This window comes from Nocardioides sp. P5_E3, from assembly GCF_054049275.1.
The window spans coordinates 213,688-235,999 of sequence record NZ_JBFUMR010000001.1 but is presented as its reverse complement, the minus strand read 5'-3'; the positions used below and the strand labels follow the sequence as shown (position 1 = coordinate 235,999).

Here is a 22,312-nt window from a genome sequence, read left to right as displayed (position 1 = left end):
GGCCAGGGCGGCTCCGGCGGCCAGGGTGGCGGCGGCAACCGTCGTCGTCGCGGCGGTCAGGGCGGCGGCCAGGGCGGTGGCCAGGGTGGCCAGTCCCGCGCCGGCGGCCACAGCGCCGCGTCGTTCAGCCGCGGTCGCTGACCGGCGTACTCGCCACTGAGTCTCCGAGAGACTCACCGCCCATCGGGCGCCCAGATCCACCCGCACTGGCCCTTGAGTCTCTGGGAGACTCGAGGGCCAGTGCGACGTCCGAGGCCCTCCGGCGGCCCGCGGAATTCCGGACCCCCGGCGGTCGTTCACCCTTCAACCAACCAGGAGGGCGGGACCGATGCCTGACTTCGACTTCTCCGTGCTCGGCACGCGCGAGCACCCCACGCTGGGCCTCGACACGTTCGGCGACGCCCCGCTCGACGGCGCGCCGGCGAACCACGCCGAGACGCTGCGGCAGACCGTCGCGGAGGCGGTGCTCGCGGACAGTGTCGGCGTCGACTACATCGGCCTGGGCGAGCACCACCGCCCCGACTACGCCATCTCGGCGCCCGACGTCGTGCTCGCCGCGATCGCCGGGCAGACCGAGCGGATCCGGCTGGGCACCGGTGTCACGGTGCTGTCCTCCGACGACCCGATCCGGGTCTACCAGCGCTTCGCCACCCTCGACGCGGTGAGCAACGGTCGCGCGGAGGTGCAGCTGGGCCGCGGGTCGTTCATCGAGTCGTTCGGGCTCTTCGGGCTCGAGCTGTCCGACTACGACCGGCTCTTCGCCGAGAAGCTCGACCTGTTCGCCGCGCTCCAGGACGAGGGTCCCGTGTCGTGGGAGGGCACCGTCCGCCCGCCGCTGGTCGACCAGCGGGTCTACCCGACCACCGCGGCCGGCCGCCTGCCCGCCTGGATCGGCGTCGGCGGTACGCCGCAGTCGGTCGTGCGTGCCGCGCAGTACGGCATGCCGCTGATGCTCGCCGTCATCGGCGGCTCCCCGGCGGGCTTCGTCCAGCTCGCCGACCTCTACCGCGAGGCGCTCGGCCGGATGGAGCTGCCCGACCTGCCGATCGGCATGCACTCCCCGGGTCACGTGGCAGCCACCGACGAGCAGGCCCGCGAGCAGCTCTACCCGAACCAGGCCGAGCTCTACACCCGCATCGGTCGCGAGCGCGGCTGGCCGCCGTACTCCCGCATCCAGTTCGAGCAGGCGGCCTCCAAGGAGGGTGCGCTGTTCGTCGGCTCCCCGGAGACGGTCGCCCAGAAGATCGCGTGGGCGGCCAGGATGCTCGGCCTGAGCCGCTTCCAGCTGAAGTACTCCGTCGGCTCGCTGCCGCACGACCAGCGGATGGAGTCCGTGCGCCTCTACGGCGAGGAAGTCATCCCGCGGGTCCGCGAGCTCCTGGCGGGGGCGGACTCCTAGAGGCGTCCTCCTAGGCTGACTCGCATGCGCTCCTGGATCCAGCGATCGCTGTGGGACGTCGTCCCGCGCGACCAACGTGACACCCCTGAGGCCTTCCGTCGCCGCCAGGTGGTGGCGGCGATCGTCGTCCTCGTCGGCGCGGGTGTGCTCGGCTGGTCGCTGCGGCTGGAGCCGGGCGGCAACCTCTTCTACGTCGCGGCCGTCGTGCTGGCCGGGGTGTGGGCGGCCGGTGCCTTCCTGTCCGGCCGGCTCCACCTCGGCCGCATCGCCGGCGAGGGCGAGGTGTTCATCCGGCCGATCCTGGCGCCGATCATGCTCGGCCTGCTCATGGTCGGGGTCTTCGTCCTCGGCGCGCTCGTCGTGCGCGAGATCGACCCGCTGGCCGACTACGTCAGCAGCGTGCTGGAGTACGCCGACCAGGGCTCGCTGGTGCTGCTCGCGGCCATCACCTTCGTCAACGGCATCGCCGAGGAGCTGTTCTTCCGCGGCGCGATGTACGCCGCCATCCCGCGGCACCCGGTGCTCTGGACGACGATCGCCTACGTCGTCGCCACGCTCGCGACCGGCAACGTCATGCTCGCCTTCGCCGCCGTCCTGCTCGGCACGGTCTGCGGTCTCGAGCGACGGGCCAGCGGCGGGATCCTCGCACCGATCCTGACCCACATCACGTGGTCGCTGTCGATGCTGTTCCTGCTACCCCTGCTCTTCTGACCCGCGCTGCTCGGCGGCCCGCTCGGCCAGCRCACGACGCACGGACTCGCGGTAGGACAGCGGCTCGCCGGGCACCACGTCGCGGATCGAGGTGTCGCGCACGACCACCTCGGTGGACATCGAGTCGATGAGGTTGCGCCCGGTCGTCACGTCGACGTCGGTGACCAGCGCCAGCCAGTACGACGACAGGCGGGGCGTGAGCAGCGGCAGGACCACGATCGGGATCTGGCGGCCGTTGCTCTCCTCGTTGGCGACCAGCAGCATCTCCCGGTAGGTGAGCTGGTCGGGTCCGCCGATCTCGAAGACCCGGCCAAGGGCGTCGGGATGGTCGACGACCCCGGCGAGGTAGCGCACCACGTCGTCGATCGAGATGGGCTGGGTGCGCGTGCCGACCCACTTGGGCACGACCATCGCCGGCAGGTTCTTGACCAGCTGCCGGGTGAGCTCCCACGAGATGCCGCCGTGGCCGACGACGATCGCCGCCCGCAGCACCGTGACCGGCACGCCGTCGCCGCCGAGCAGCTGCTCGACCTCGCGGCGCGACCGCAGGTGGGCCGACAGGTCCTGGTCGTCGTCACCGAGCCCGCCCATGTAGACGATCTGCTTCACCCCGGCCGCGGCGGCCGCGGCGCTGAACGTGCGTGCGGCCTCGGCGTCCTTGGCCTCGAAGTCCGGGTCGTCGAGCGAGTGGACGAGGTAGATCGCCACGTCGACGTCGCGCAGCGCCTCGTCGAGCGAGGCGCGGTCCGACACGTCGGCACCGACCGGCTCGCCCTGGCCGTCGTACGACTCCGGTCGCCGGGTCATCGCCCGGACGTCGTGCCCGGCGTCGAGCAGGGCGGGGACGAGGCGGCGGCCGATGAAGCCGGTGGCGCCGGTGACGAGGACGGTGACCATGCCTCCACTCTGTCAGGCAGACCCGCACGCGAACCTCATCCAGTCGCAGCCGTGGCCTTCCTGCGGGCATCGAGGCGCGCCATGACGGGTGTCGCGGTGATGCCGTGGAGCAGCACCGACACGATGATCGTGAAGGCGACCGTCGACCACAGCCACGCCTCGCCGGGGACGTGCTCGTGGCTCACGGCGTAGGCCAGGTAGAACAGCGACCCGACACCGCGGACGCCGAAGAACGCGACGGCCGCCATCTCGCCGCGGTCGAGCCCGCCGTCGAGGCGTTCATCGCGGGGCAGCACGCCCACGGCGACCCAGCCGGCGAGCGGGCGTACGACGAGGACGAGCGCGAGGGCCACGACCACGCCGCGCAGGTCGAGGTGCTCGAGCAGCCCCTCGGTCATGGCCATGCCGAGGACCAGCAGCACGAGCAGCGTCATCAGCCGCTCGAGCCGCTCGACGACGGCGTGCATCGCGCGCTGGTAGGCGTGGCCGCGGTGCGAGGCGCGCAGGCTCATCGCGCACACGAAGACCGAGAGGAAGCCGTAGCCGCCGACGACCTCCGCGGCGCCGTACGCCGCCAGCAGCGCGGCGAGCGCCAGCATCGGCTCGCCGTGGTCGGCCAGCCGGAGCTTGTCACTGCGGGAGCGGAAGGCCTGTCGGCCGAGCAGCCAGCCGATGGCCAGGCCGACGAGGACGCCGAGGGCGATCTTGCCGACGACGTACCAGCCGAGCCAGGCGCCCGCGTCCGCGAGGCCGAAACCGCCGGCGAGGAGGAGCAGCGCCAGGTGCACGAAGGGGAAGGCGAGCCCGTCGTTGAGCCCGGCCTCGGCGGTCAGCGAGAACCGGATGTCGTCGTCCTCGTCGCGAGCATCCACGTCACCGGTGCCCTCGCCGTCGTCGACGTCCTCGGTCAGCGGCTCGCCGACCTGCACGTCGGAGGCGAGCACCGGGTCGGTCGGGGCGAGTGCGGCACCCAGCAGCAGCGCGACCGCCGGCGCCAGCCCGGCCACCCACCAGCCCAGCACCGCCATGCCGAGGATGGTCAGCGGCATGGTGACCAGCAGCAGCCGCCACACCGGCGACCACGTGCGCCACGAGCGCCACGAGCGCGGGTCGAAGGTGCGGTCGATCGCCAGCCCGACGCCCATCAGCGAGACCAGCACGGTGAACTCGGTGACGTGGGTGATCAGGGTGTGGTGGTCGCGCGGGTCGAGGCTGATCGAGTCGTCGAGGGGGAGCAGGCCGATGGCCATGCCGAGCGCGACGAGCACCATCGGCGGCGACACCGGGAAGCGGTGGACGAGCTGGGGCAGGACGATCGCGAGGAGCAGCGAGAGGCCGAGCAGGAGGTAGACCGCGCCTGCGGTCATCGCCGCCTGCCGTCGTACGACGCCTGGCTGTCGTCGATCGCCTGCTCGTAGGCCGTCACCAGGCCGGCGATGGTGAGCGGCTTGAGGCGGTGGATGAACTCGCGCAGCTGCTCGGCGGTGTAGCCGGCCTCGCGGAACTGCGGCCACACCTTGGTGCGCACGATCTCGGAGAGCTCCTCGGCGACCTGGCGGCCGTGCTCGGCGTAGACCTCCGCGACCGCCTGCGCGGCATCGGGGGAGATGCCCATCCCGGACAGGCCGCCCGGCACGTCGACGTCACGGTCGCCGGTGACGGGTGCGAGCAGGGAGAGGTGGCGGGCGATGTCGGACGGCGTGGCGGTGGCGGGGATCTGCTCGACGTACTTCTCGATCGCCGACAGCGTGAAGCCGTGGCCCTGCAGCTCGCGGACCAGCTCGAGGCGGGCGACGTGGTCGGGTCCGTAGTAGCCCGAGCGGCCGCGTCGTACGGGCGAGGGCACCAGGCCGCGCGAGGCGTAGAACCGCACGTTGCGCGCGCTGACGCCCGTGCGCTCGGTCAGCTCGTCCAGGGTCAGCAGGTCGGCGTCGTGCTCCTCCGGCAGGTCGGCCTGCAGGTCGGTCTCCACCGGACCATCCTCTCGTCTGCGTCCCGCCCGCCGAAGACCCCGCCGGGTGGGCGGACCGGGGCGAGAGGTGACGCGCGCCACACCTGTTGGACTGTGACAGTAATGGTGTCACAATCAGCCGCATGGCAGAAGCATTCGTCTACGACCACATCCGCACACCTCGCGGCCGCGGCAAGGCCGCCGGTTCGCTGCACGAGGTGAAGCCGGTGGACCTGGTCGTCGGACTCCTCGACGAGCTCAAGACCCGCAACCCCACGCTCGACCCGGGCCGCGTCGACGACGTCGTGCTCGGCGTCGTGACCCCCATCGGTGACCAGGGCGGCGACATCGCCAAGACCGCAGCGCTCAAGGCCGGCTACCCCGAGACCGTCGCCGGCGTGCAGCTCAACCGCTTCTGCGCCTCGGGCCTCGAGGCCGTCAACCAGGCCGCCCAGCGGGTCCGCTCGGGCTTCGAGGACCTCGTCATCGCCGGCGGCGTCGAGTCGATGAGCCGTGTGCCGATGGGCAGCGACGGCGGCGCCTGGGCGATGGACCCGGCCACCGCGCTGCAGACCGGCTTCGTGCCGCAGGGCATCGGCGCGGACCTGATCGCGACGATCGAGGGCTGGAACCGCGAGGACGTCGACGCCTACGCCGCCGAGTCGCACCACCGCGCCGCCAAGGCGTGGGCCAACGGCTACTTCGACGGCGCCGTCATCCCGGTCAAGGACCTCAGCGGCGTGACCGTGCTCGACCGCGACGAGACCGTCCGCCCCGACACCTCCGTCGAGGGCCTCGCCGGGCTCAAGCCGTCGTTCGCGCAGATCGGCCGCGACGCGGGCTTCGACGACGTGGCGCTCGAGAAGTACCACTGGATCCCCGCGATCGACCACGTCCACCACGCCGGCAACTCCTCGGGCATCGTCGACGGCGCGGCCGTCATGGCGATCGGCACCGAGGAGGTCGGTACGTCGCTGGGCCTGACGCCGCGGGCGCGGATCATCTCGACCGCCGTCTCGGGCGCCGACCCGACGATCATGCTCACCGGACCCGCGCCCGCCGCGCGCAAGGCGCTGGCCCGCGCCGGCCTCGAGGTCGACGACATCGACCTGTGGGAGATCAACGAGGCGTTCGCCGCCGTCGCGATGCGTTTCATGCGCGACATGGGCATCAGCCACGACGTCACCAACGTCAACGGCGGCGCCATCGCCATGGGCCACCCGCTCGGCGCCACCGGCGCGATGATCCTCGGCACCCTCGTCGACGAGCTCGCCCGCCGCGACCAGAAGCGCGGCCTCGCCACGCTCTGCGTCGGCGGTGGCATGGGCATCGCGACGATCGTCGAGCTGGTCTGAGCGAGACACGAGCTCAGGCCAGCTGATGGTGGTCGAGTGGCGCGCACGGCTGAGGAACGAGGCCGTGACCGCGCTGTATCGAGACCCGGTCAGACGACAAGCAGCCCCCACCCCGGAGCCAGGTCTCGATACGGACCTCGTTCCTCGGCCCTACTCGACCAACGAGTGAGAGAACCCCACATGACTGACACCCAGACCCAGACCCAGACCGCCGTCCGCTACGACCGCGACAGCGACGGCATCGTCACCCTGACCCTCGACGACCCGACGGCCAGCGCCAACACGATGAACGAGCTCTACCAGTCGTCGATGGAGGCCGCCGTCCAGCGGTTGTACGACGAGCAGGCCGACGTCACCGGCGTCGTGCTCACCAGCGCCAAGAAGACCTTCTTCGCCGGCGGCAACCTCAAGAGCATGATGAAGGCGACGCCCGACGACGCCGAGGAGATCTTCGCGATGGGGGAGGCCGTCAAGGCCAGCCTCCGTCGCCTCGAGACCTTCCCCCGACCCGTCGTGGCCGCCATCAACGGCGCCGCGCTGGGCGGCGGCCTCGAGATCGCGCTGGCGGCCAACCGCCGGATCGCCGTCGACGACCGCTCGGTGAAGATCGGGCTGCCCGAGGCCACGCTCGGCCTGCTCCCCGGCGGCGGCGGGGTCACCCGCGTCGTACGCATGCTCGGGCTCCAGTCCGCGCTGATGGACGTCCTCATGCCGGGCACCCAGTTCGACCCGCAGGGCGCACTGGGCAAGGGTCTGATCGACGCCGTCGTGCCGACCCGCGAGGAGCTCGTCCCTGCCGCGAAGGCGTGGATCCTCGAGCACCGCGACGACGAGGACGCGGCGAAGAACCCCTGGGACCGCGCGGGCTACAAGATGCCCGGCGGCACCCCGAGGACGCCCGCGCTGGCGCAGTTCCTGCCCGCGTTCCCGGCCCTGCTCCGCAAGCAGACCAAGGGTGCGATCTACCCCGCACCGCGCGCGATCATGAGCGCCGCGGTCGAGGGTGCGCAGGTGGACTTCGACACCGCCTCGCGGATCGAGAGCCGCTACTTCACCAACCTGGTCGTCAACCAGCAGGCCAAGAACATGATCCAGGCCTTCTTCTTCGACCTCCAGGCGATCAACTCCGGCTCGCTGCGCCCCCAGGGCATCGAGCGCTGGCAGGCGACGAAGGTCGCCGTCCTCGGCGCCGGGATGATGGGCGCCGGCATCGCCTACTCCTGCGCCCGCGCCGGCATGCAGGTCGTCCTCAAGGACGTCTCGCTCGAGGCGGCCGAGAAGGGCAAGGCCTACACCGCCAAGCTCAACGCCAAGGGCGTCGAGCGCGGCAAGATCACGCAGGACAAGGCCGACGAGCTCCTCGGCCGCATCACGCCCACCGGCGACGCGGCCGACCTGGCCGGCTGCGACCTCGTCATCGAGGCCGTCTTCGAGGACCCGTCCCTCAAGGCGAAGGTCTTCGCCGAGGTGGCGCCGTACGTCGACGACGACGCGCTGCTGTGCTCCAACACCTCGACGCTGCCGATCACCGAGCTCGCGACGGGCGTCGACCGCCCGGCCGACTTCATCGGGCTGCACTTCTTCAGCCCCGTCGACAAGATGCCGCTGGTCGAGATCATCCGCGGCAAGGAGACGTCCGACGCCGCGCTGGCCAAGGCGTACGACGTCGTGCAGCAGATCCGCAAGACGCCGATCGTCGTCAACGACTCGCGTGGCTTCTACACCTCGCGCGTCATCGGCACCCAGATCAACGAGGGCCTGGCGATGCTCGCCGAGGGCGTCCACCCGGTGTCGCTCGAACGGGCCGCGACGTCGGCCGGCTTCCCGGTCGGGCCGCTGCAGATCAGCGACGAGCTCAACATGGAGCTGATGGCCAAGATCCGCAAGGCCACCGAGGACGCCGCGTCCCGCGAGGGCATCGACCTCGGCGACTACCCGGCCGGCGAGGTCATCTCCACGATGATCGGCCTCGGCCGGCCGTCGCGGCTCAAGGGCGCGGGCTTCTACGACTACGACGACAACGGGCGTCGTACGACGCTGTGGCCCGGCCTCGCCGAGCACTTCCCGGTCGCGGAGCAGCAGGTCCCGATCCGCGACGTGCGCGACCGGATGCTGTTCATCGAGGCGATCGAGACCGCGAAGTGCTTCGAGGAGGGCGTGATCACCTCGGCCGCGGCGGCCAACATCGGCTCGATCATGGGCATCGGCTTCCCGGCGCTCACCGGCGGTGCGGCGCAGTTCATGACCGGCTGGCAGGCGCTCGACGAGACCGGCCACGGCGTCGGCCCGGTCGGCCTTCAGGCCTTCCTCGACCGTGCCCACGAGCTGGCCGAGGCCTACGGCGAGCGCTTCCGCCCGACGGCGTACCTCCGCGACCTCGCGGCGAAGGGCGAGACCTTCCCCGCCTGACCCGAGCGGGCACTTCGTGCCCGTCAGCCCCACCGACCGGGCACTTCCTGCCGCAACACGGGCACGAAGTGCCCGGTCGGCGTATTCCCGCCCGCAGCCGGGCACGAGCGGCGAGAATCGTGCGGTGAGCCAGACCCCCGCCGTCGTCGTCCTCGACCTGCACGTCCGCTTCGGGGACGTCGAGGCCGTCTCGGGGGTCGACCTGACCGCCGACAGCGGCCGCGCCACGGCGCTCCTCGGGCGCAACGGCGCCGGCAAGTCGACGACCATGAAGGTGCTGGCCGGGGTCGTGCCACCGACCTCCGGTGCGGTCACCGTCGCCGGCCACGACGCCGCAACCGACGCCCTCGGCGTCAAGCGAGCCGTCGGCTACTGCCCCGACGTCGGCGGCCTGGTCCCGCGGGCCACGCCGTGGGAGCACCTGCAGCTCAGCGCGCGCCTGCGGCGGATGGACGACTGGGAGGAGCGCGGACGCGACCTGCTCGAGCGCTTCGAGCTCGGAGACGTCGCGCACCGGGTGGTCGGCGGCTTCAGTCACGGCATGAGCCGCCGCCTCAGCGTCGTGCTGGCGGCGCTCCACGAGCCCGACGTGCTGCTGCTCGACGAGCCCTTCGACGGCGTCGACCCGCTCGGCGTCGAGGCGACCCTGGAGGTCGTCGCCGACGCCCGCGCCCGCGGCGCCTGCGTGCTGCTCTCCACCCACCTGCGCGACCTCGCGCTCGAGGCCTGCGGCGAGGCCGTCGTGCTGCGCGGCGGCAACCGGGTCGCCGCGATGCAGGCCGGCGACCTCACCGGCGAGGCCTACCGTGCCTTCCTCGACTGACACCGGGCCGCAGGCCTGGCTGGAGGCGGCGCGCGACACCCGTCACCTGATGGCGTTCCGTGCGCGGACCGTACGCCGGCGCGGTGCCGCCTTCCTCGGCCTGGGCGTGGTGGTCGTGCTGACCGCGGTCTTCGCCGTGGTGCCCTCGCGGGTCGACCTGCGGTCGGGCGGCTCGGCCCCGTTCGAGCGGGCGCTCGCCGCCCTCGAGAGCAACCTCGGCGCCGCCTTCGCCGGCTTCCTGCTGCTGGCGGTCGGCGCCGCCATGGGCAGCGGCGGCGGCCGCGAGCTGCTGTCGCGGAGCGAGGCGGCCGTCCACCCGATCAGTCCCGTCACCGAGCACCTCGGTGCGCTGCTGCTCGCCCCGGTCAACCTCGCCTGGATGGTGCAGGCGTGGACCCTCCTCGCCGTCACGGCTCTGGTGACGCCGCCCGGGAACCTCGTCGGCGCCCAGCTGGTCGTGCTGGCCTGGGTCCTCACCGCCACCGCGCTCGGGCAGGCAGCCGGCTGGGCCGTGGAGGGTGTACGACGCACCGCTCGCGGCGTGCTCGTCGTACGCATCGGCGCCGGTGCGGTCGTCGTCGTCCTCGCCGCGCTCCACCTCGCCGGACTCCTCGCGCCGCTCGCCAGGTCGCTTCCCACCACGTGGCTCGCGGACACCTCGCAGACCGGGCGCTGGCCGCTGGCCCTCGGGGCGCTCCTCCTGCTGACGGTGACCGGGCTCGTGCTGGGCGCGCGCCCGGCCGCCTGGGCGCTCGGGCTGCCGCCGCGCGAGGAGCTGCGGGTGCAGTCTGGTGTGCACGAGGCACGCCCCGTGCCCGAGCCGCGCTGGGGTTCCGCCGACCGCGCCCTCCTGCGTCGCCTCGACCGCGGGTCGGTGTGGCGCTCGGTCGGCATGCGCCGCGGCCTGATGGTCCTCGGCATCGGCCCCGGCCTCGTCGCGCTCGTCGCCGGCCTCGAGTGGGGGACCGTCCTGCTGCTCCCCGGCCTGACCGCGAGCGGCGCCGCGCTGCTCTTCGGCGTCAACGCCTGGTGCCTCGACGGCAAGGGCATGGTCTGGCGCGAGACGCTGCCGATCTCCTCCGCCCACGTGTTCGACGTACGCGCCCTGGTGGTCGCCGAGTGCATGGCGGCCGTGTCGGGGGTGACCGTCGTGCTCGCGCTGCTGCGCAACGGCCTGCCGCCGCTCGTGACCGGGGTCGCCGTCGCGTCGTGCTGGCTGGTCGTCCTCGTGCAGGTGCTCGCGATCGTGATGACCTGGTCGGTCCGATCGCCGTACTCCGTCGACCTCTCCTCGCCCCGCGCGACCCCCGCGCCGCACGCGGCGATGGCCGGCTACGCCGGGCGGCTCTCGCTGGTGACGACGCTGACCGCGATGCTCTTCACCGGCCTCGCCGCGCTGCCGTGGGCCTGGGTGCCTGCCGTGGTGGCCCTGCCCTTCCTCGCCTGGTCGACCCGCCGCCTCCTCCGCGCCCGCCGTCGCTGGCTGGCCGGGGACGAGCGCGCGCGGGTGGTGCTGACCGTCGCCGCCGTCTGACGTGTCAGCGATCCCCGGCTGACCGGCACTCCCTGACGTTGTCAGCCCGTGCACGGGCCGACAACCTCGGCGATCCCCGGTCGACCGGGGATCCAGAAGGCGGGTCGACCCATGCATACGTGGTATACATACCCGGTATCCATCGACCGACGGGGGACGGTGGACGGATCACGGAGGCGCGGATGTCGATCCGGCAGGCGATGCTGGCGATCCTGGAGCAGGGGCCGATGTACGGCTACCAGCTGCGGGCGGAGTTCGAGCAGCGGACGGGGGAGACCTGGCCGCTCAACATCGGGCAGGTCTACACGACCCTGACCCGGCTCGAGCGCGACGGACTGGTCGAGATCGTCGGACACGGGGGTGCCGACGAGAGCGACCAGGACGGCCGGCCCGACCAGGCAGCCAGCGACCGCCAGCACGTCAGCTACCGCGCCACCGAGGCGGGACGGGGCGAGGTGTCGGAGTGGTTCGCCACCCCGGTGCCTCGCACCCAGCCCGCGCGCGACGAGCTGGCGATCAAGCTCGCGATCGCGGTGACCCTGCCCGGCACCGACGTCGGCACGATCATCCAGCGCCAGCGCAGCGCCACCATGGCCTCGCTGCAGGACTACACCCGGCTCAAGCGCTCGGGCCGCGCCGCCCAGCCCGTCGAGCCCGCCGACCTCGCCTGGAGCCTGGTCCTCGACTCGCTCGTCTTCGACGCCGAGGCCGAGGTGCGCTGGCTCGACCACTGCGAGGCGAGGCTGCGCCGCGCCGCGACCGAGCGCGAGGTCGTACGCCGTGACGCGCCCGCCGCGACGAGCACCGAGGGGGCCGCCCGATGAACGCCGTCCTCCACCTCGCCGCCGTCACCCGCGTCCACGGCGAGGGCGCCACCGAGGTCCACGCGCTGCGCGGGGTGACCTTCCGCGCCCACCCCGGCGAGCTCGTCGCCGTGATGGGACCGTCCGGCTCCGGCAAGTCGACGCTGCTGACCCTGGCCGGCGGGCTCGACGGCCCCACGTCCGGATCGGTCTGGATCGAGGGCACCGACCTGGCCTCGCTCGACAACGCCGGGCGCGCCCGGATGCGACGTACGTCGGTGGGCTACGTCTTCCAGGACTTCAACCTCATCCCCGCGCTCACCGCCGCCGAGAACGTCGCCCTCCCGCGCGAGCTCGACGGCGAGAAGGGCCGCGTCGCGCGCCGGCTCGCCCTCGCCGCGCTGGAGGAGGTCGGCATYGTCGACCTCGCCGACCGCTTCCCCGACGAGATGTCGGGCGGCCAGCAGCAGCGCGTCGCGATCGCCCGCGCGATCGTCGGCGACCGCCGCCTCATCCTCGCCGACGAGCCCACCGGTGCCCTCGACACCGACACCGGCGAGGAGATCCTCCGGCTGCTCCGTGCCCGGTGCGACGCCGGCGCGGCGGGCGTGATGGTGACCCACGAGGCCCGTCACGCCGCGTGGGCCGACCGGGTGGTCTTCCTGCGCGACGGCGTCGTGGTCGACGAGACCGGCGCCGACGAGCCCGAGACGCTCCTCGCCGAAGAGGCTGGCAGATGAAGGGCTGGCGCCCGGCCCTGCTCATCGCCTGGCGCGACGCCCTGCGCCACCGCGGGCGCAGCGCGCTCGTGCTGGTGATGATCAGCCTGCCGGTGCTGGCCGTCAGCGCCGCCGCGGTGGTCATCCAGACCGCCGACGTGAGCGGCATCGAGGGAGCCGACCGACAGCTGGGCGCGGCCGACGCCCGGATCCGCACCGAGGGCCGCGGGCGCGTCTTCCAGAGCCCGGACCCCATGGGGGGCATGTGGGGGCAGGTCGAGGAGCTCGACACCGATGCGCCCCCGACCGAGGACGAGGTACGCGCCCTCCTGCCCGCCGACGCCCGGTTGCTGCCGATCACCAGCGGCTGGTCCCGCGCCCGCCTGGACGACCGCCTCATCGACTTCTCGACCACCGGGGTCGACCTGACCGACCCGATGGCCGACGGGCTGTTCGAGCTCGAGAGCGGCCGCCTGCCGAGTGCGCCCGGCGAGGTGGTGACCAACGCGGCGATGCTCGCCAAGGGCCTCGCGCTCGGTGACACGCTCGATGTCGACGGGACGACGCTCACGCTCGTCGGGCTCGGCGTGGACGCCACGATCCGCGACACCCCGGTCCTGCTCGGGGCCCCCGACGACCTCCCGTCACCCGGTGACAACGTGGGCGAGTGGCTCGTCGAGGCCGGCCCGGTGCCGTGGTCGACCGTGCTCGACCTCAACGCGCTCGGGGCGATCGTCACGTCGCGTTCGGTCCTGGCCGACCCGCCCGACGTCGCCTCGACGGCCGAGCAGATGGGGTACGACACCGGCCGCGACGAGCTGCTCGCGGTGGCCACCCTGATCATCGTGATGGCCCTGATCGAGGTCGTCCTGCTGGCCGGACCGGCCTTCGCCGTCGGCGCCCGCCGCCACGCCCGCACGCTCGCCCTGATCGCCGCATCCGGCGGCACGCCGGCCCAGGCGCGCCGCGTCATCCTGGGCAGCGGCGTCGTGCTCGGACTGGTCGCGTCCGCCGTCGGTCTCGTGCTGGGCCTCGCGGTCGGGTGGGCGGTCCTGCCGCTCGTCCAACGCTTCGACAACGAGTGGTTCGGTCCGCTCGAGCTGCCGTGGAGCTACCTCGCCGCCATCGCCGCCTTCGGCATCGTGTCCGCGATCCTCGCCTCGGTCGTGCCCGCGTGGCTGGCCAGCCGTCAGGACGTCGTCGCCGTGCTGGCCGGGCGGCGCGGCGACCGCAAGCCTCGCGCGTCGACCCCGGTCGTCGGCCTGGCGCTGCTGGGCGCCGGGATCGCGACGTCCGTCTACGGCGCGGCGACCTCCGACGACAGCAGCGCCGGCGCCTACTGGATCGGCGCGTCCGCCATCGTGTCGGTGCTCGGCATGATCCTGGTGGTGCCGGTCGTGGTGTCGACCGTGGCTCGGCTCGCCCGACGCCTGCCGCTGACGCCGAGGTACGCCGCACGCGACGCCGCGCGCCACCGCACCCGCACGGTGCCGGCCGTGGCCGCCGTGGCCGCGACCGTGGCCGGCGTCGTGGCGCTCGGCATCGCCACCGAGAGCCAGGAGCTCGCCGATGAGAAGACCTACACCGCGCAGGCGCCGATGGGCACCGGCGTCCTCGCCTGGACGGCCGCCGTGCTGCCGGGGGAGGAGGCGCCGGACCCGGCGCCGGTCTGGGACCGGATCGAGGCAGCCGTGGCCGAGGCCGCGCCCGGGGTGGACACGAGCGAGCTCCGCGGTCCGTCCGAGAGCCTCGCGTCCGGTGGCGGGTGGACCTCCACCTCCGTCCAGTCGACCGACCCCGCAGCGGCCTGCTGCCTGTCCTCCTGGGGTCCGCAGGTGGTGGTCGCCGACACCTCGGCCGGGCTCGGGCTCGACGAGGCCATGGCCGCCACCGTCGACCGCGCGCTCGCGGCCGGTCGGGCGGTGGTCCTCACCGAGGACGTGGAGGGTCGCGACGACGTGACCGTGCGCACCGAGACGTGGCGCGAGGGCGACGACCAGGCCGAGGTCACCCTCGACGAGACGGTGCCGGCCGACCTGGTGGCCTGGGGGCCGTCGGACCGGCTGCCGGCCCCGACGTCGGCCGTGCTGCCGACCGCCGTCGCCGATGCCCTCGGCATCGAGGTGTCGACCCTCCAGCTGCGCCTCTCCGGCGACCTGGACCCCGCCGCCGAGACGCGCATCTCCGAGTCGGTCCGAGGCATCGCGGACGACGCCTACCTCTACGTCGAGCGTGGCTACGAGCGCCCCCCGGAGGTCGTCGTGGTCCTGCTGGTCCTCGGCGCGCTCGGCGGCGTCCTGATGCTCGGCGGCACCCTGACCGCCACCTTCCTCGCCCTCTCGGACGCCCGGCCCGACCTGGCCACGCTGTCCGCGGTCGGAGCGGCTCCGCGCACCCGGCGGCGGGTCGCGGCGTCGTACGCCCTCGTCGTCGGCTTCGTCGGCGCGGTCCTCGGAGCTGCGGTCGGCTTCATCCCCGGCGCCGCCATCGCGCAACCGCTGACCGCTCGCCGCGGCGGCTACTCGACCGACACGACCGGTGCGCTGGTCGGCGACCCCGCGTCCTACCTCGACATCCCCTGGCTGCTGGTCGTCACGATCGTGCTCGCGCTGCCGCTGCTGACCGCGGCCGTCGTCGGGCTCACCGCCCGGTCGCGGCTGCCCCTGGTCGCCCGCCTCGACTGATCAGCGGGTGACGGACACCCGGGCGGACCGGGTGCGTCCGTCGAGGGCGCGTACGACGACCCGGCGGAGGTCGCCGAGCGAGCGGGTCGCCGCCCGCTCCGCGCGGCGTGGTGCGGGCGGGGCCACGACAGCGGACTGGAGGGCGGCCGCCTGCGCGTCGAACCACGCCGTGATGTCGGCGAGGACCGGGTCGGGGAGCGGACCCACCGCGTCCACCTGCGCGACGACCTGGAACGCCGCCGTCGCGGTGACGCAGGTGGCGCACGAGCCGCCGACGGACAGCGCCCGGTTGGTCGGTCGCGCCCGGGTGCCCGGCCCGATCACGATGACCTGCACCGAGAGCGCCGTCGCCCGGCAGTCCCAGCAGTCCTGGGTCCAGGCGGTGGCCACGTTGTCGAAGCGCGCCGCGGCCGGGCCGGGCACGTAGATCACCTGCAGCACCGCGCTCTCCCCGCGGCAGCCGTGGCAGGCGGTCACGCTGGTCGCGACCGCATCGGCCTTGAGGTCGCCCTCGCGGACCACGACCTCGTCGACGACGACGTCGCGGTCGTCGCGGCGCTGGTCGCTGGGCTGGGCACTGGCGACGAGGTCGAGCTGGCGCCGCTCGTCGGCCGGTCCCCGCGAGGTCGCATCGGCGGCACCGGCCAGCAGCAGGGTCGCCACGACAGCGTGCGCGACCACTGCGCGCGCCCTCACGACTGGTCCTCGACGACGAAGTTGTCGGCGACCGCCGCCGCGATGTCGACCAGCGCGTCACGCGTACGACGGTGCAGCGAGGACATGTCGGTCAGCGCGCCGGGCTCGAGGGCGTCGTCCCAGGGGACGGTCACGACGCGGGCGCACCGCTTCTCGAAGTGCCGCCGCATCGGCTCCGGCGGCTCGCTCCCGCGCCGCTCCGCGTTGACCACGACGACCGTCCGGGCGACGAGGTCGTCGAACCCGTGCTGGTCCATCCAGTCCAGGGTCAGCGCCCCGGCCCGCCCGCCGTCCAGCCCGGCCCGCACCACCAGCACGACCTGGTCGGCCTCGGTGAGCAGGCCCTGGTTGGCGCTGTCGAGGATGCCGGTGCCGGTGTCGAGCAGGATCAGGTTGTAGAAGCGGTCGAGCAGCCCGATCAGCCGGTGGTAGTCGTCGCGCGCCAGGGCCATCCCGATGCCGGGGTCGTCGTCCGAGGCGAGCACCTCGAGGCGCGACTCGACGCCCTGCGAGGTGTAGCGCCGCAGCGCGGCGTAGGTCGTGATCAGGTCGAGGTCGCGCAGCACGTCGGTCACGGTGCGGTCGTGCGGCGGGGCCACCCGGTGGGCGAGGTTGCCCGCGTCGGGGTTGGCGTCCACGGCGATCACGCGGTCGCCGCGCAGCAGCGCGAAGGTGCTGCCGAGAGCGAGCGTGATCGTGGTCTTGCCGACGCCGCCCTTGCGGCTCATCACCACCACGCGACGTGAGCCGTCGATCGGCGTGCGCAGCCGATGCTCGAGCTCGCGGCGTCGCTGCTCGGGAAGGCTCGGCCCGGGGTTGAGCACGTGGCCGCTGCCGCGGTAGACCGCGCCGCGCCAGCCCTGCGTCGGGACCGGCGCCGGGGCGGCGTACATCACCTCGTCGGTGAAGTCGGCCGCGGAGACGACCCGTGGCGGGTCGGGCACGACGCTCGGCTCGTACGCCTCGGGCGGGCGCGCGGCGAGCCTGCTCCGGACCAGGAGGAACAGGCTCGTCGCGACCCGCCACAGGGCGAGGAACGCACCCAGGATCGGCAGCAGCAGCAGGGCGATCGAGACCACGGCCAGCGCCATGGCCGCCCAGTCGCGGCGCTCCCAGGCGAGGTCGAAGACCAGCTGCTGCAGCTGGACGCCGGCGCGGCCCCGCTCGAGGAACTCCGGCATGTGCCAGACCGCCCAGGCCAGCGCACCGACCAGCAGCGGCACCACGACCACCACCCAGCCGGTCACGAACCGCCGCGAGCGTGGACGCAGCTCGGTGACGCGCGGGTCGACCGGGTGCCCGGGCCGCAGGCTCCGCAGCACGGGGCCGACGCGGGCGAACAGGTCCGGCACGCCGGCCAGGTCGGAGAGCACGTAGTAGCCGTCGAAGCGCACCACCGGGATGAGCTGCTGCAGCATCTGGATCTGCAGGATCAGCGCGGTCAGGAGCAGCACGCCGCTGCCGGTGGAGACGTACGCCGCCGCCAGCACGACCACGGTGAGCGCGTTGAAGTGCAGCCCGCCGAGGTCGGTGCGCACCCGACCGGCCCGGCCGAGGCGGTAGGAGTCGGTGACGTCGGTGTAGAAGGCGGGGAAGACGAGGTAGAGCCCGAAGCCGATCTCACCCGGCGTCGCGCCGCCGTAGCGGCAGGCGGCCGCGTGCCCGCACTCGTGGACGAGGGCCGCGGCCGTGAGGAGGCCGTAGATGAGCAGGGCGATGGTCGGGGTCGCGAAGAGCTCGTTGACCGCGGCCCACAGGTCCCCTCGCCTCAGCAGGGCGACGTCCGCGACGACGAGCGCGACGAGCGCGAGCACCACCAGCGGCGGCCAGAAGACCGGCGCCAGGACACGGGCCAGCTTGTCGACGACCCGGGCCGGCACCAGCGTGCCCTTCGCTGTCAGCACCAGGAGCGGGCGCGCCCGCGCTGACCGCGTCGGCTCGGGAGACTCGTCCGGGACCACCAGCCCGAGCGGCTCGAGCCGCGTGGTCACCAGGTGGGTCAGGCCCTCCACGCTCAACGTCCGGCCGTACGCCGCGCTGACGTCGTCGGCCACCTGCTCCGCGGGCCTCGGCGGCTCGACAGCGCGCACCACCAGGTGGAGCAGCTCCGAGAGCTGCACCACCTGGTCGTCCACGCGCTTCACCAGGAACGCCGGGTCCTTGAGGCCCGAGCCCTGGACCGGACCCAGGAACTCCAGGCCGCGCGCCTGTCGCCACCGCTGCCCGAGGGCGGGTGGTGGGGTGGTCGTGTGGTGGTCTGCGGTCGTCAGGTTCATCGCTCTGGGTGCTCTGTCTGCTCTGTGCTCCGGAAGGTGGACCAGGTGACAGCGGCGGGTGCGCCAGAGCTAACGCACCCGCCGCCGGGTCTCACGGCATGTGCATCTGCACCGAGGCGAGGTACTGCAACGCCAGTGCATTGGCCTGGGAACCGATCGTGGCCGCGTTGACGGCGAGGGCGAGGTTGACGCCCACGACGTTGGTGACGTTGACGCAGCCCACGTAGCAGCTCAGCGTCTCCCGTCGGGGCAGCGGCGTGGCCGTCTCTGCATCGAGCTCGGCCATGGCGAGCTGGGGTCGGACCATGCCGGTTCACCTCCTCTCGTGCTGGTCGGGGCGGAGGGCGGTGACCTGCGTGGCCTCCCCCTCCGCAGGGAGGCCACGCGAGGTCGTCAGCCCTGGTAGACGTTGATCGTCTGCCCGGCAGCGCTGTTCGCCACGGCGTACACGGACGCAGCGTTGAGGGCCATGGACGAGTTGTTCGCGAAGATGTTGGCCCAGTTGGTGTTGCCGAAGGTCAGCGTCTCCCGGGTCGGAAGAAGCTCCGTGCGCTCGGTGTCGAGCTCGGCGAATGACAGTTCCCGCATGATGTTCACCTCCCCCCTCTGTGCGGTTGGTCTGGCCGGCACATCCGACACGACCTCGCGTGACTCCTGCGTGACCGCGCCGTACCACCGGGGAACACCCGGGGTCCTGCACCGTGACCGGTCCAGACGTCGACCCCAATCGTGGGGAAATCCCTTCGGTTCCTCGCCCCTAGGGGTGGGTGAGAGCAGGCTGCTCGCATGGGATGACCGCGACTCGGCGGCGAGGAGCGGTGTTGGGGAGAGGGATGTCTCGGTGATCGACCATGCGGGAGACCAGTCGCGCCACCAGATCAGCCACTAGCCGGGGCCTGAGCCTCCTCGGCGGGTGGAAGCTCGTCGTGGACGGCGAGGTCGTCGCGCTCGGCGGCCGCGAGCAGCGGCTGTGCGCCCTGCTCGCGCTCAGCGGTACGCGCGCTCGCGCGCAGGTCGCCGGCACCCTGTGGCCCGACAGCACCGATGCGCGTGCGCTGGCGAGCCTCCGACGGGCGGTGGCGCAGACCCACCAGCGGTGCGCCGGGCTGCTCGCCGCCGACCGGACCAGCATCGGGCTCGCGGCCGACGTGGTGGTCGATGTCGACGCGCTCCGGGCGGCCGTGACCGACCCGGTGGCCGACCGGGCGCTGCTCGTCACGCTGGCGGGGGAGGAGCTGCTCCCGGGCTGGTACGACGCGTGGGTCGAGGAGCAGCGCGACGACCTCGAGCGCGAGCGGGTCGGTGCACTCGAGCGCCTCGCCGGCCGGGCGCTCGAGCGTGGTGACACCGTGCTCGCGGAGGACGCCGCCCGCGCCGTGGCCCGCCTCGAACCGCTGCGGGAGTCGGCGAGCGCGCTGCTCATCCGTGCCCTCCTCGGACGCGACGACCGCGCCGGTGCGGTGCGCGAGCTCGAGCGCTACCGCGAGGTCGTCCGCACCGAGCTCGGGGTCGTGCCGTCGCCCGCGCTCGTGACGCTCGTCGAGGCGGCGCCGGTCGCTGTGCGGGTCCCGGCGTCCCCCGTGGCCGTCCCCGTCGCCGCGCGGGACGCCGCATCTCCACCCGCTCGTGTGGTGGTGCCTCGCCCACGCCGCGCCACCCCCGCCGCAGTACCCCACGGACCGCCGCCCCCACCGATCGCCCTGTCCCCCACGGGGCCCGCCGGATCGTCCTGGCGGGCGACCGCCGCCCGGCTGGCGGTGGGGGCGGCTCTCGTCCTGGCAGCCTCGCTGTCGATCGCCAACCTCGGCCCCGACGGCGCACGGCCGGCCCCCGCGCGCGGCACCGCGGACCAGTCGACGGGGGCGCCCACCGCGCCGGGCGGGAGCGGTGCGGTGCCGGCCGCCCGGGAGGTGCTGGTGCGTCCGGTCGCCGCGATGGAAGGAGCCGCGGCCTTCGTCGTCCGCGCCACCCAGCGCCCGGCCCGGGTGCGGTTCGAGGTCGCCGGCCCGTCCGGCAGCAGCGTCGTACGCAGCGTCGTCGTCCGCAGCCGCGACGGCAACCGGCTCGTCCTCGACGGGCTCGACGGTGGCACCTACGAGTGGTCCGCGACCTCCCCGACCGCCGCGCCCGTCGCCGGCCAGGTCCGCGTCGCCGAGGTCGAGGCCCCCGCCCTCGCCGCGGCACCGGAGCCGAGCGGCCGTCCGGCCCCCACGAGCACCCCGACGAGCACCCCGACACCCACGCCGACGTACACCCCGGCCTCCGCGCCGACCTCGACGCCCACTCCCACCCCGACTCCCACCCCGACTCCCACGCCGACGCCCACCGCGACGCCGACCCACCACCCCAGCCCCAGCCAGACGCCCAGCCAGACCACCCAGCCCAGCCCGACACGGCACCCGAGCCCGTCCGGCACACCCACCGACCCGGGGACGCAGGACCCGGGGCCCCTGGGGTGAGGAGCCAGCGCATGTCCACCACCACGACACCGACCGCCACCGCCCGCGACGTACGCCGACGCGCGACCGCCGCGCTGCTCGCGGTCCTGCTGGCGGCAGCCACGGCCCTCGTGGCGCTGCCGGCGTCCCGGGCGGCCGGCGCCGACGACCGGGGCCGGCACTGGGCCGGCTTCCACATCCCGAGGACCGGTCACGCGGCGGGTGGCTGGATCGGTGGCTACCGCGTCGACGGCACCCCCGTCTTCGTGATCACGCCGGGACGACGCCCCAACCGGGCCGGCTTCCGCCCGGCCGACGCGACCTCCGACCTCCGCGGGTCGAAGGGCCCCTCGGGCGCCGCCACCGAGCGCGCCGCCTGGATCCTGTCGAAGTACGGCGGCCACAAGGACGCCGTGCAGGCCGCTGCCGTCGACGCGGCGGTGCTCCACCTGCTCGGGGGCCGCGCGTGGCGGTTCGGTGCGCCGCGAGGGGCCGCCCGGATCCGGTCCTCCGGCGACCCGGCCACGGTGCGCCGCTACGTACGCCTGATGCTGCGCGGCTCGCGGGCCAGCGCCGGGCAGCACCAGGTCGCCGTGGTCGCCACCACCGCGGACGTCGGCGGGGTGACCGGCGTGACGGTCAGCGTGACCGACGGTCACGGAGGGCCGGTCGCGGGCCTGCCGGTGCGCGTGACCTCGCCCGACGGCGGGCCGTCCCAGCCGGCGGCCGGTCCGATCGACACCGTCACCGGTGACGACGGCCGGGCGGTGGTGCGGCTGGCCGCGCCGCTCGCCGGGTGGCGGACGGTCGTCGCCGAGGTGGGCCAGGTGCCCCTGCACTGGCTGCGGGTGCGCCGCGCGGACCGCAAGCGGCAGGCCTCCGCGGCCGAGGGCGGCGTCCGGCGCACGATCGTGGCCAGCACGCGGGTCGCGGTCCGTGGCCCGCAGTCGCTGACGCTGGCCCCCGTGCCGGCCTCCCTCCTGGTCGGCGGGCAGGCCGCCGTCTCGGTCACGGCGCAAGGCGACGCGACTCCGCGCGGCGCGAGGGCTGCGTTGTACGGACCGTTTGCGTCCGCCTCCGCGGCCACGTGCACGGGATCGGCGGTCGCGACGACGTCCGGCACGCTGCCGGGGGACACCGCACACACCCTCCCTGCGGTGCAACCGGCCGCGGGTGGCTACTACGCCTGGCAGGTCGACGTCGACGGGACCGGCACGGTCATCCCGGCCGCCTCGTGCGGGGCCGTGGTGAAGGTGCGAGGGAAACCGACGGTGTCCGCCGCCGCGCCTCCCACCGCTGCCGTCGGCAGCAGCGTCCAGGTCCCCGTCACGATCAGCGGCATGCCCTTCCCGATGAGGGTGGACGTACGGCTCAAGCTCTACGGGCCGGGCGACACGTCGTGCAGCAACGCGATCAGCACGTCCACGATGAGCCGCCTGGGCAACGGCCAGGTCGTCTCCGGGTCCGTGCTGCTCGAGACCGCTGGCACGTACTCGTGGAAGGTGGAGGCCGACCCCGGCGACCTGTGGCAGGGCACCGAGTCCCTGTGCGGCGCGCCCGGCTCGAGGACCCAGGTGTCTCCCTGACGCGTCCCGGTCCAGGGGTAGTCCAGTGGTG

General features: G+C 73.7%; 18 protein-coding genes. 11 read left to right on the top strand and 7 right to left on the bottom strand.

Annotated elements, in window-relative coordinates; all coding sequences use genetic code 11:
• The first annotated feature begins 328 nt into the window (after positions 1-328).
• Both ACXJKB_RS01035 and ACXJKB_RS01030 read left to right on the top strand, forming a co-directional pair.
• Positions 329-1,399: an LLM class flavin-dependent oxidoreductase gene (locus tag ACXJKB_RS01035; protein ID WP_457184644.1), complete on the top strand. Its 1,071-nt coding sequence runs from the start codon at positions 329-331 to the stop codon at positions 1,397-1,399.
• Between the two features lie 24 nt (positions 1,400-1,423).
• A complete protein-coding gene (locus ACXJKB_RS01030; RefSeq protein WP_457184643.1) occupies positions 1,424-2,110 on the top strand; it encodes a CPBP family intramembrane glutamic endopeptidase in 687 nt (228 codons plus the stop codon).
• Here the strand turns inward: ACXJKB_RS01030 and ACXJKB_RS01025 are convergent.
• From ACXJKB_RS01025 to ACXJKB_RS01015, 3 genes are read right to left on the bottom strand one after another with little or no spacing between them, the layout of a single operon-like run.
• Entirely contained in the window at positions 2,093-3,007 is a 915-nt protein-coding gene (locus ACXJKB_RS01025; RefSeq protein ID WP_457184642.1) for an NAD(P)H-binding protein, read from the bottom strand. The two genes, ACXJKB_RS01030 and ACXJKB_RS01025, sit on opposite strands and share 18 nt — an antisense overlap.
• Before the next feature lie 35 nt (positions 3,008-3,042).
• Positions 3,043-4,374: a cation:proton antiporter domain-containing protein gene (locus ACXJKB_RS01020; RefSeq protein WP_457184641.1), complete on the bottom strand. Its 1,332-nt coding sequence runs from the start codon at positions 4,372-4,374 to the stop codon at positions 3,043-3,045.
• Positions 4,371-4,979 (bottom strand): helix-turn-helix domain-containing protein, encoded by a 609-nt coding sequence (locus tag ACXJKB_RS01015; RefSeq protein ID WP_457184640.1) that lies wholly within the window; start codon positions 4,977-4,979, stop codon positions 4,371-4,373. The genes ACXJKB_RS01020 and ACXJKB_RS01015 overlap by 4 nt, the downstream gene beginning before the upstream one ends.
• A gap of 122 nt (positions 4,980-5,101) precedes the next feature.
• Here ACXJKB_RS01015 and ACXJKB_RS01010 point away from each other — a divergent pair, with 122 nt between their 5' ends.
• The 7 genes from ACXJKB_RS01010 to ACXJKB_RS00980 all read left to right on the top strand — a co-directional run bounded on the left by ACXJKB_RS01010 (position 5,102) and on the right by ACXJKB_RS00980 (position 15,285).
• Positions 5,102-6,313, top strand: a complete 1,212-nt coding sequence (locus ACXJKB_RS01010; protein WP_457184639.1) for an acetyl-CoA C-acetyltransferase — start codon at positions 5,102-5,104, stop codon at positions 6,311-6,313.
• A gap of 180 nt (positions 6,314-6,493) precedes the next feature.
• Positions 6,494-8,722 carry a 3-hydroxyacyl-CoA dehydrogenase NAD-binding domain-containing protein gene (locus tag ACXJKB_RS01005; RefSeq protein ID WP_457184638.1) on the top strand — a complete coding sequence of 743 codons (2,229 nt, stop codon included), beginning with the start codon at positions 6,494-6,496 and terminating at the stop codon, positions 8,720-8,722.
• A gap of 124 nt (positions 8,723-8,846) precedes the next feature.
• Positions 8,847-9,545: an ABC transporter ATP-binding protein gene (locus ACXJKB_RS01000; RefSeq protein WP_457184637.1), complete on the top strand. Its 699-nt coding sequence runs from the start codon at positions 8,847-8,849 to the stop codon at positions 9,543-9,545.
• Positions 9,529-11,079 (top strand): hypothetical protein, encoded by a 1,551-nt coding sequence (locus tag ACXJKB_RS00995; RefSeq protein ID WP_457184636.1) that lies wholly within the window; start codon positions 9,529-9,531, stop codon positions 11,077-11,079. The genes ACXJKB_RS01000 and ACXJKB_RS00995 overlap by 17 nt, the downstream gene beginning before the upstream one ends.
• A 182-nt stretch (positions 11,080-11,261) precedes the next feature.
• Positions 11,262-11,903 carry a PadR family transcriptional regulator gene (locus tag ACXJKB_RS00990; RefSeq protein ID WP_457184635.1) on the top strand — a complete coding sequence of 214 codons (642 nt, stop codon included), beginning with the start codon at positions 11,262-11,264 and terminating at the stop codon, positions 11,901-11,903.
• Positions 11,900-12,622: an ABC transporter ATP-binding protein gene (locus ACXJKB_RS00985; protein WP_457184634.1), complete on the top strand. Its 723-nt coding sequence runs from the start codon at positions 11,900-11,902 to the stop codon at positions 12,620-12,622. Before ACXJKB_RS00990 ends, ACXJKB_RS00985 begins: the two co-directional genes overlap by 4 nt.
• Positions 12,619-15,285 (top strand): FtsX-like permease family protein, encoded by a 2,667-nt coding sequence (locus tag ACXJKB_RS00980; protein WP_457184633.1) that lies wholly within the window; start codon positions 12,619-12,621, stop codon positions 15,283-15,285. Before ACXJKB_RS00985 ends, ACXJKB_RS00980 begins: the two co-directional genes overlap by 4 nt.
• Here ACXJKB_RS00980 and ACXJKB_RS00975 read toward each other — a convergent pair whose 3' ends face one another.
• From ACXJKB_RS00975 to ACXJKB_RS00960, 4 genes are all read right to left on the bottom strand, one after another.
• Entirely contained in the window at positions 15,286-15,981 is a 696-nt protein-coding gene (locus ACXJKB_RS00975) for a hypothetical protein (protein ID WP_457184632.1), read from the bottom strand.
• Positions 15,978-18,257 (bottom strand): MinD/ParA family ATP-binding protein, encoded by a 2,280-nt coding sequence (locus ACXJKB_RS00970; protein ID WP_457184631.1) that lies wholly within the window; start codon positions 18,255-18,257, stop codon positions 15,978-15,980. Before ACXJKB_RS00970 ends, ACXJKB_RS00975 begins: the two co-directional genes overlap by 4 nt.
• 91 nt (positions 18,258-18,348) lie before the next feature.
• The gene (locus tag ACXJKB_RS00965) at positions 18,349-18,564 is read right to left on the bottom strand and encodes a hypothetical protein (RefSeq protein ID WP_457184630.1); all 216 of its coding nucleotides are present in this window, start codon (positions 18,562-18,564) and stop codon (positions 18,349-18,351) included.
• Between the two features lie 86 nt (positions 18,565-18,650).
• Positions 18,651-18,845, bottom strand: coding sequence for a hypothetical protein (locus tag ACXJKB_RS00960; protein ID WP_268113337.1), 195 nt, complete (start codon positions 18,843-18,845; stop codon positions 18,651-18,653).
• Between the two features lie 263 nt (positions 18,846-19,108).
• Here ACXJKB_RS00960 and ACXJKB_RS00955 point away from each other — a divergent pair, with 263 nt between their 5' ends.
• Positions 19,109-20,716 (top strand): BTAD domain-containing putative transcriptional regulator, encoded by a 1,608-nt coding sequence (locus ACXJKB_RS00955; protein ID WP_457184629.1) that lies wholly within the window; start codon positions 19,109-19,111, stop codon positions 20,714-20,716.
• Positions 20,717-20,727: 11 nt separating this feature from the next.
• On the top strand, positions 20,728-22,281 hold the full coding sequence (locus ACXJKB_RS00950; protein WP_457184628.1) for a hypothetical protein: 1,554 nt from the start codon (positions 20,728-20,730) through the stop codon (positions 22,279-22,281).
• Positions 22,282-22,312 lie beyond the last annotated feature (31 nt).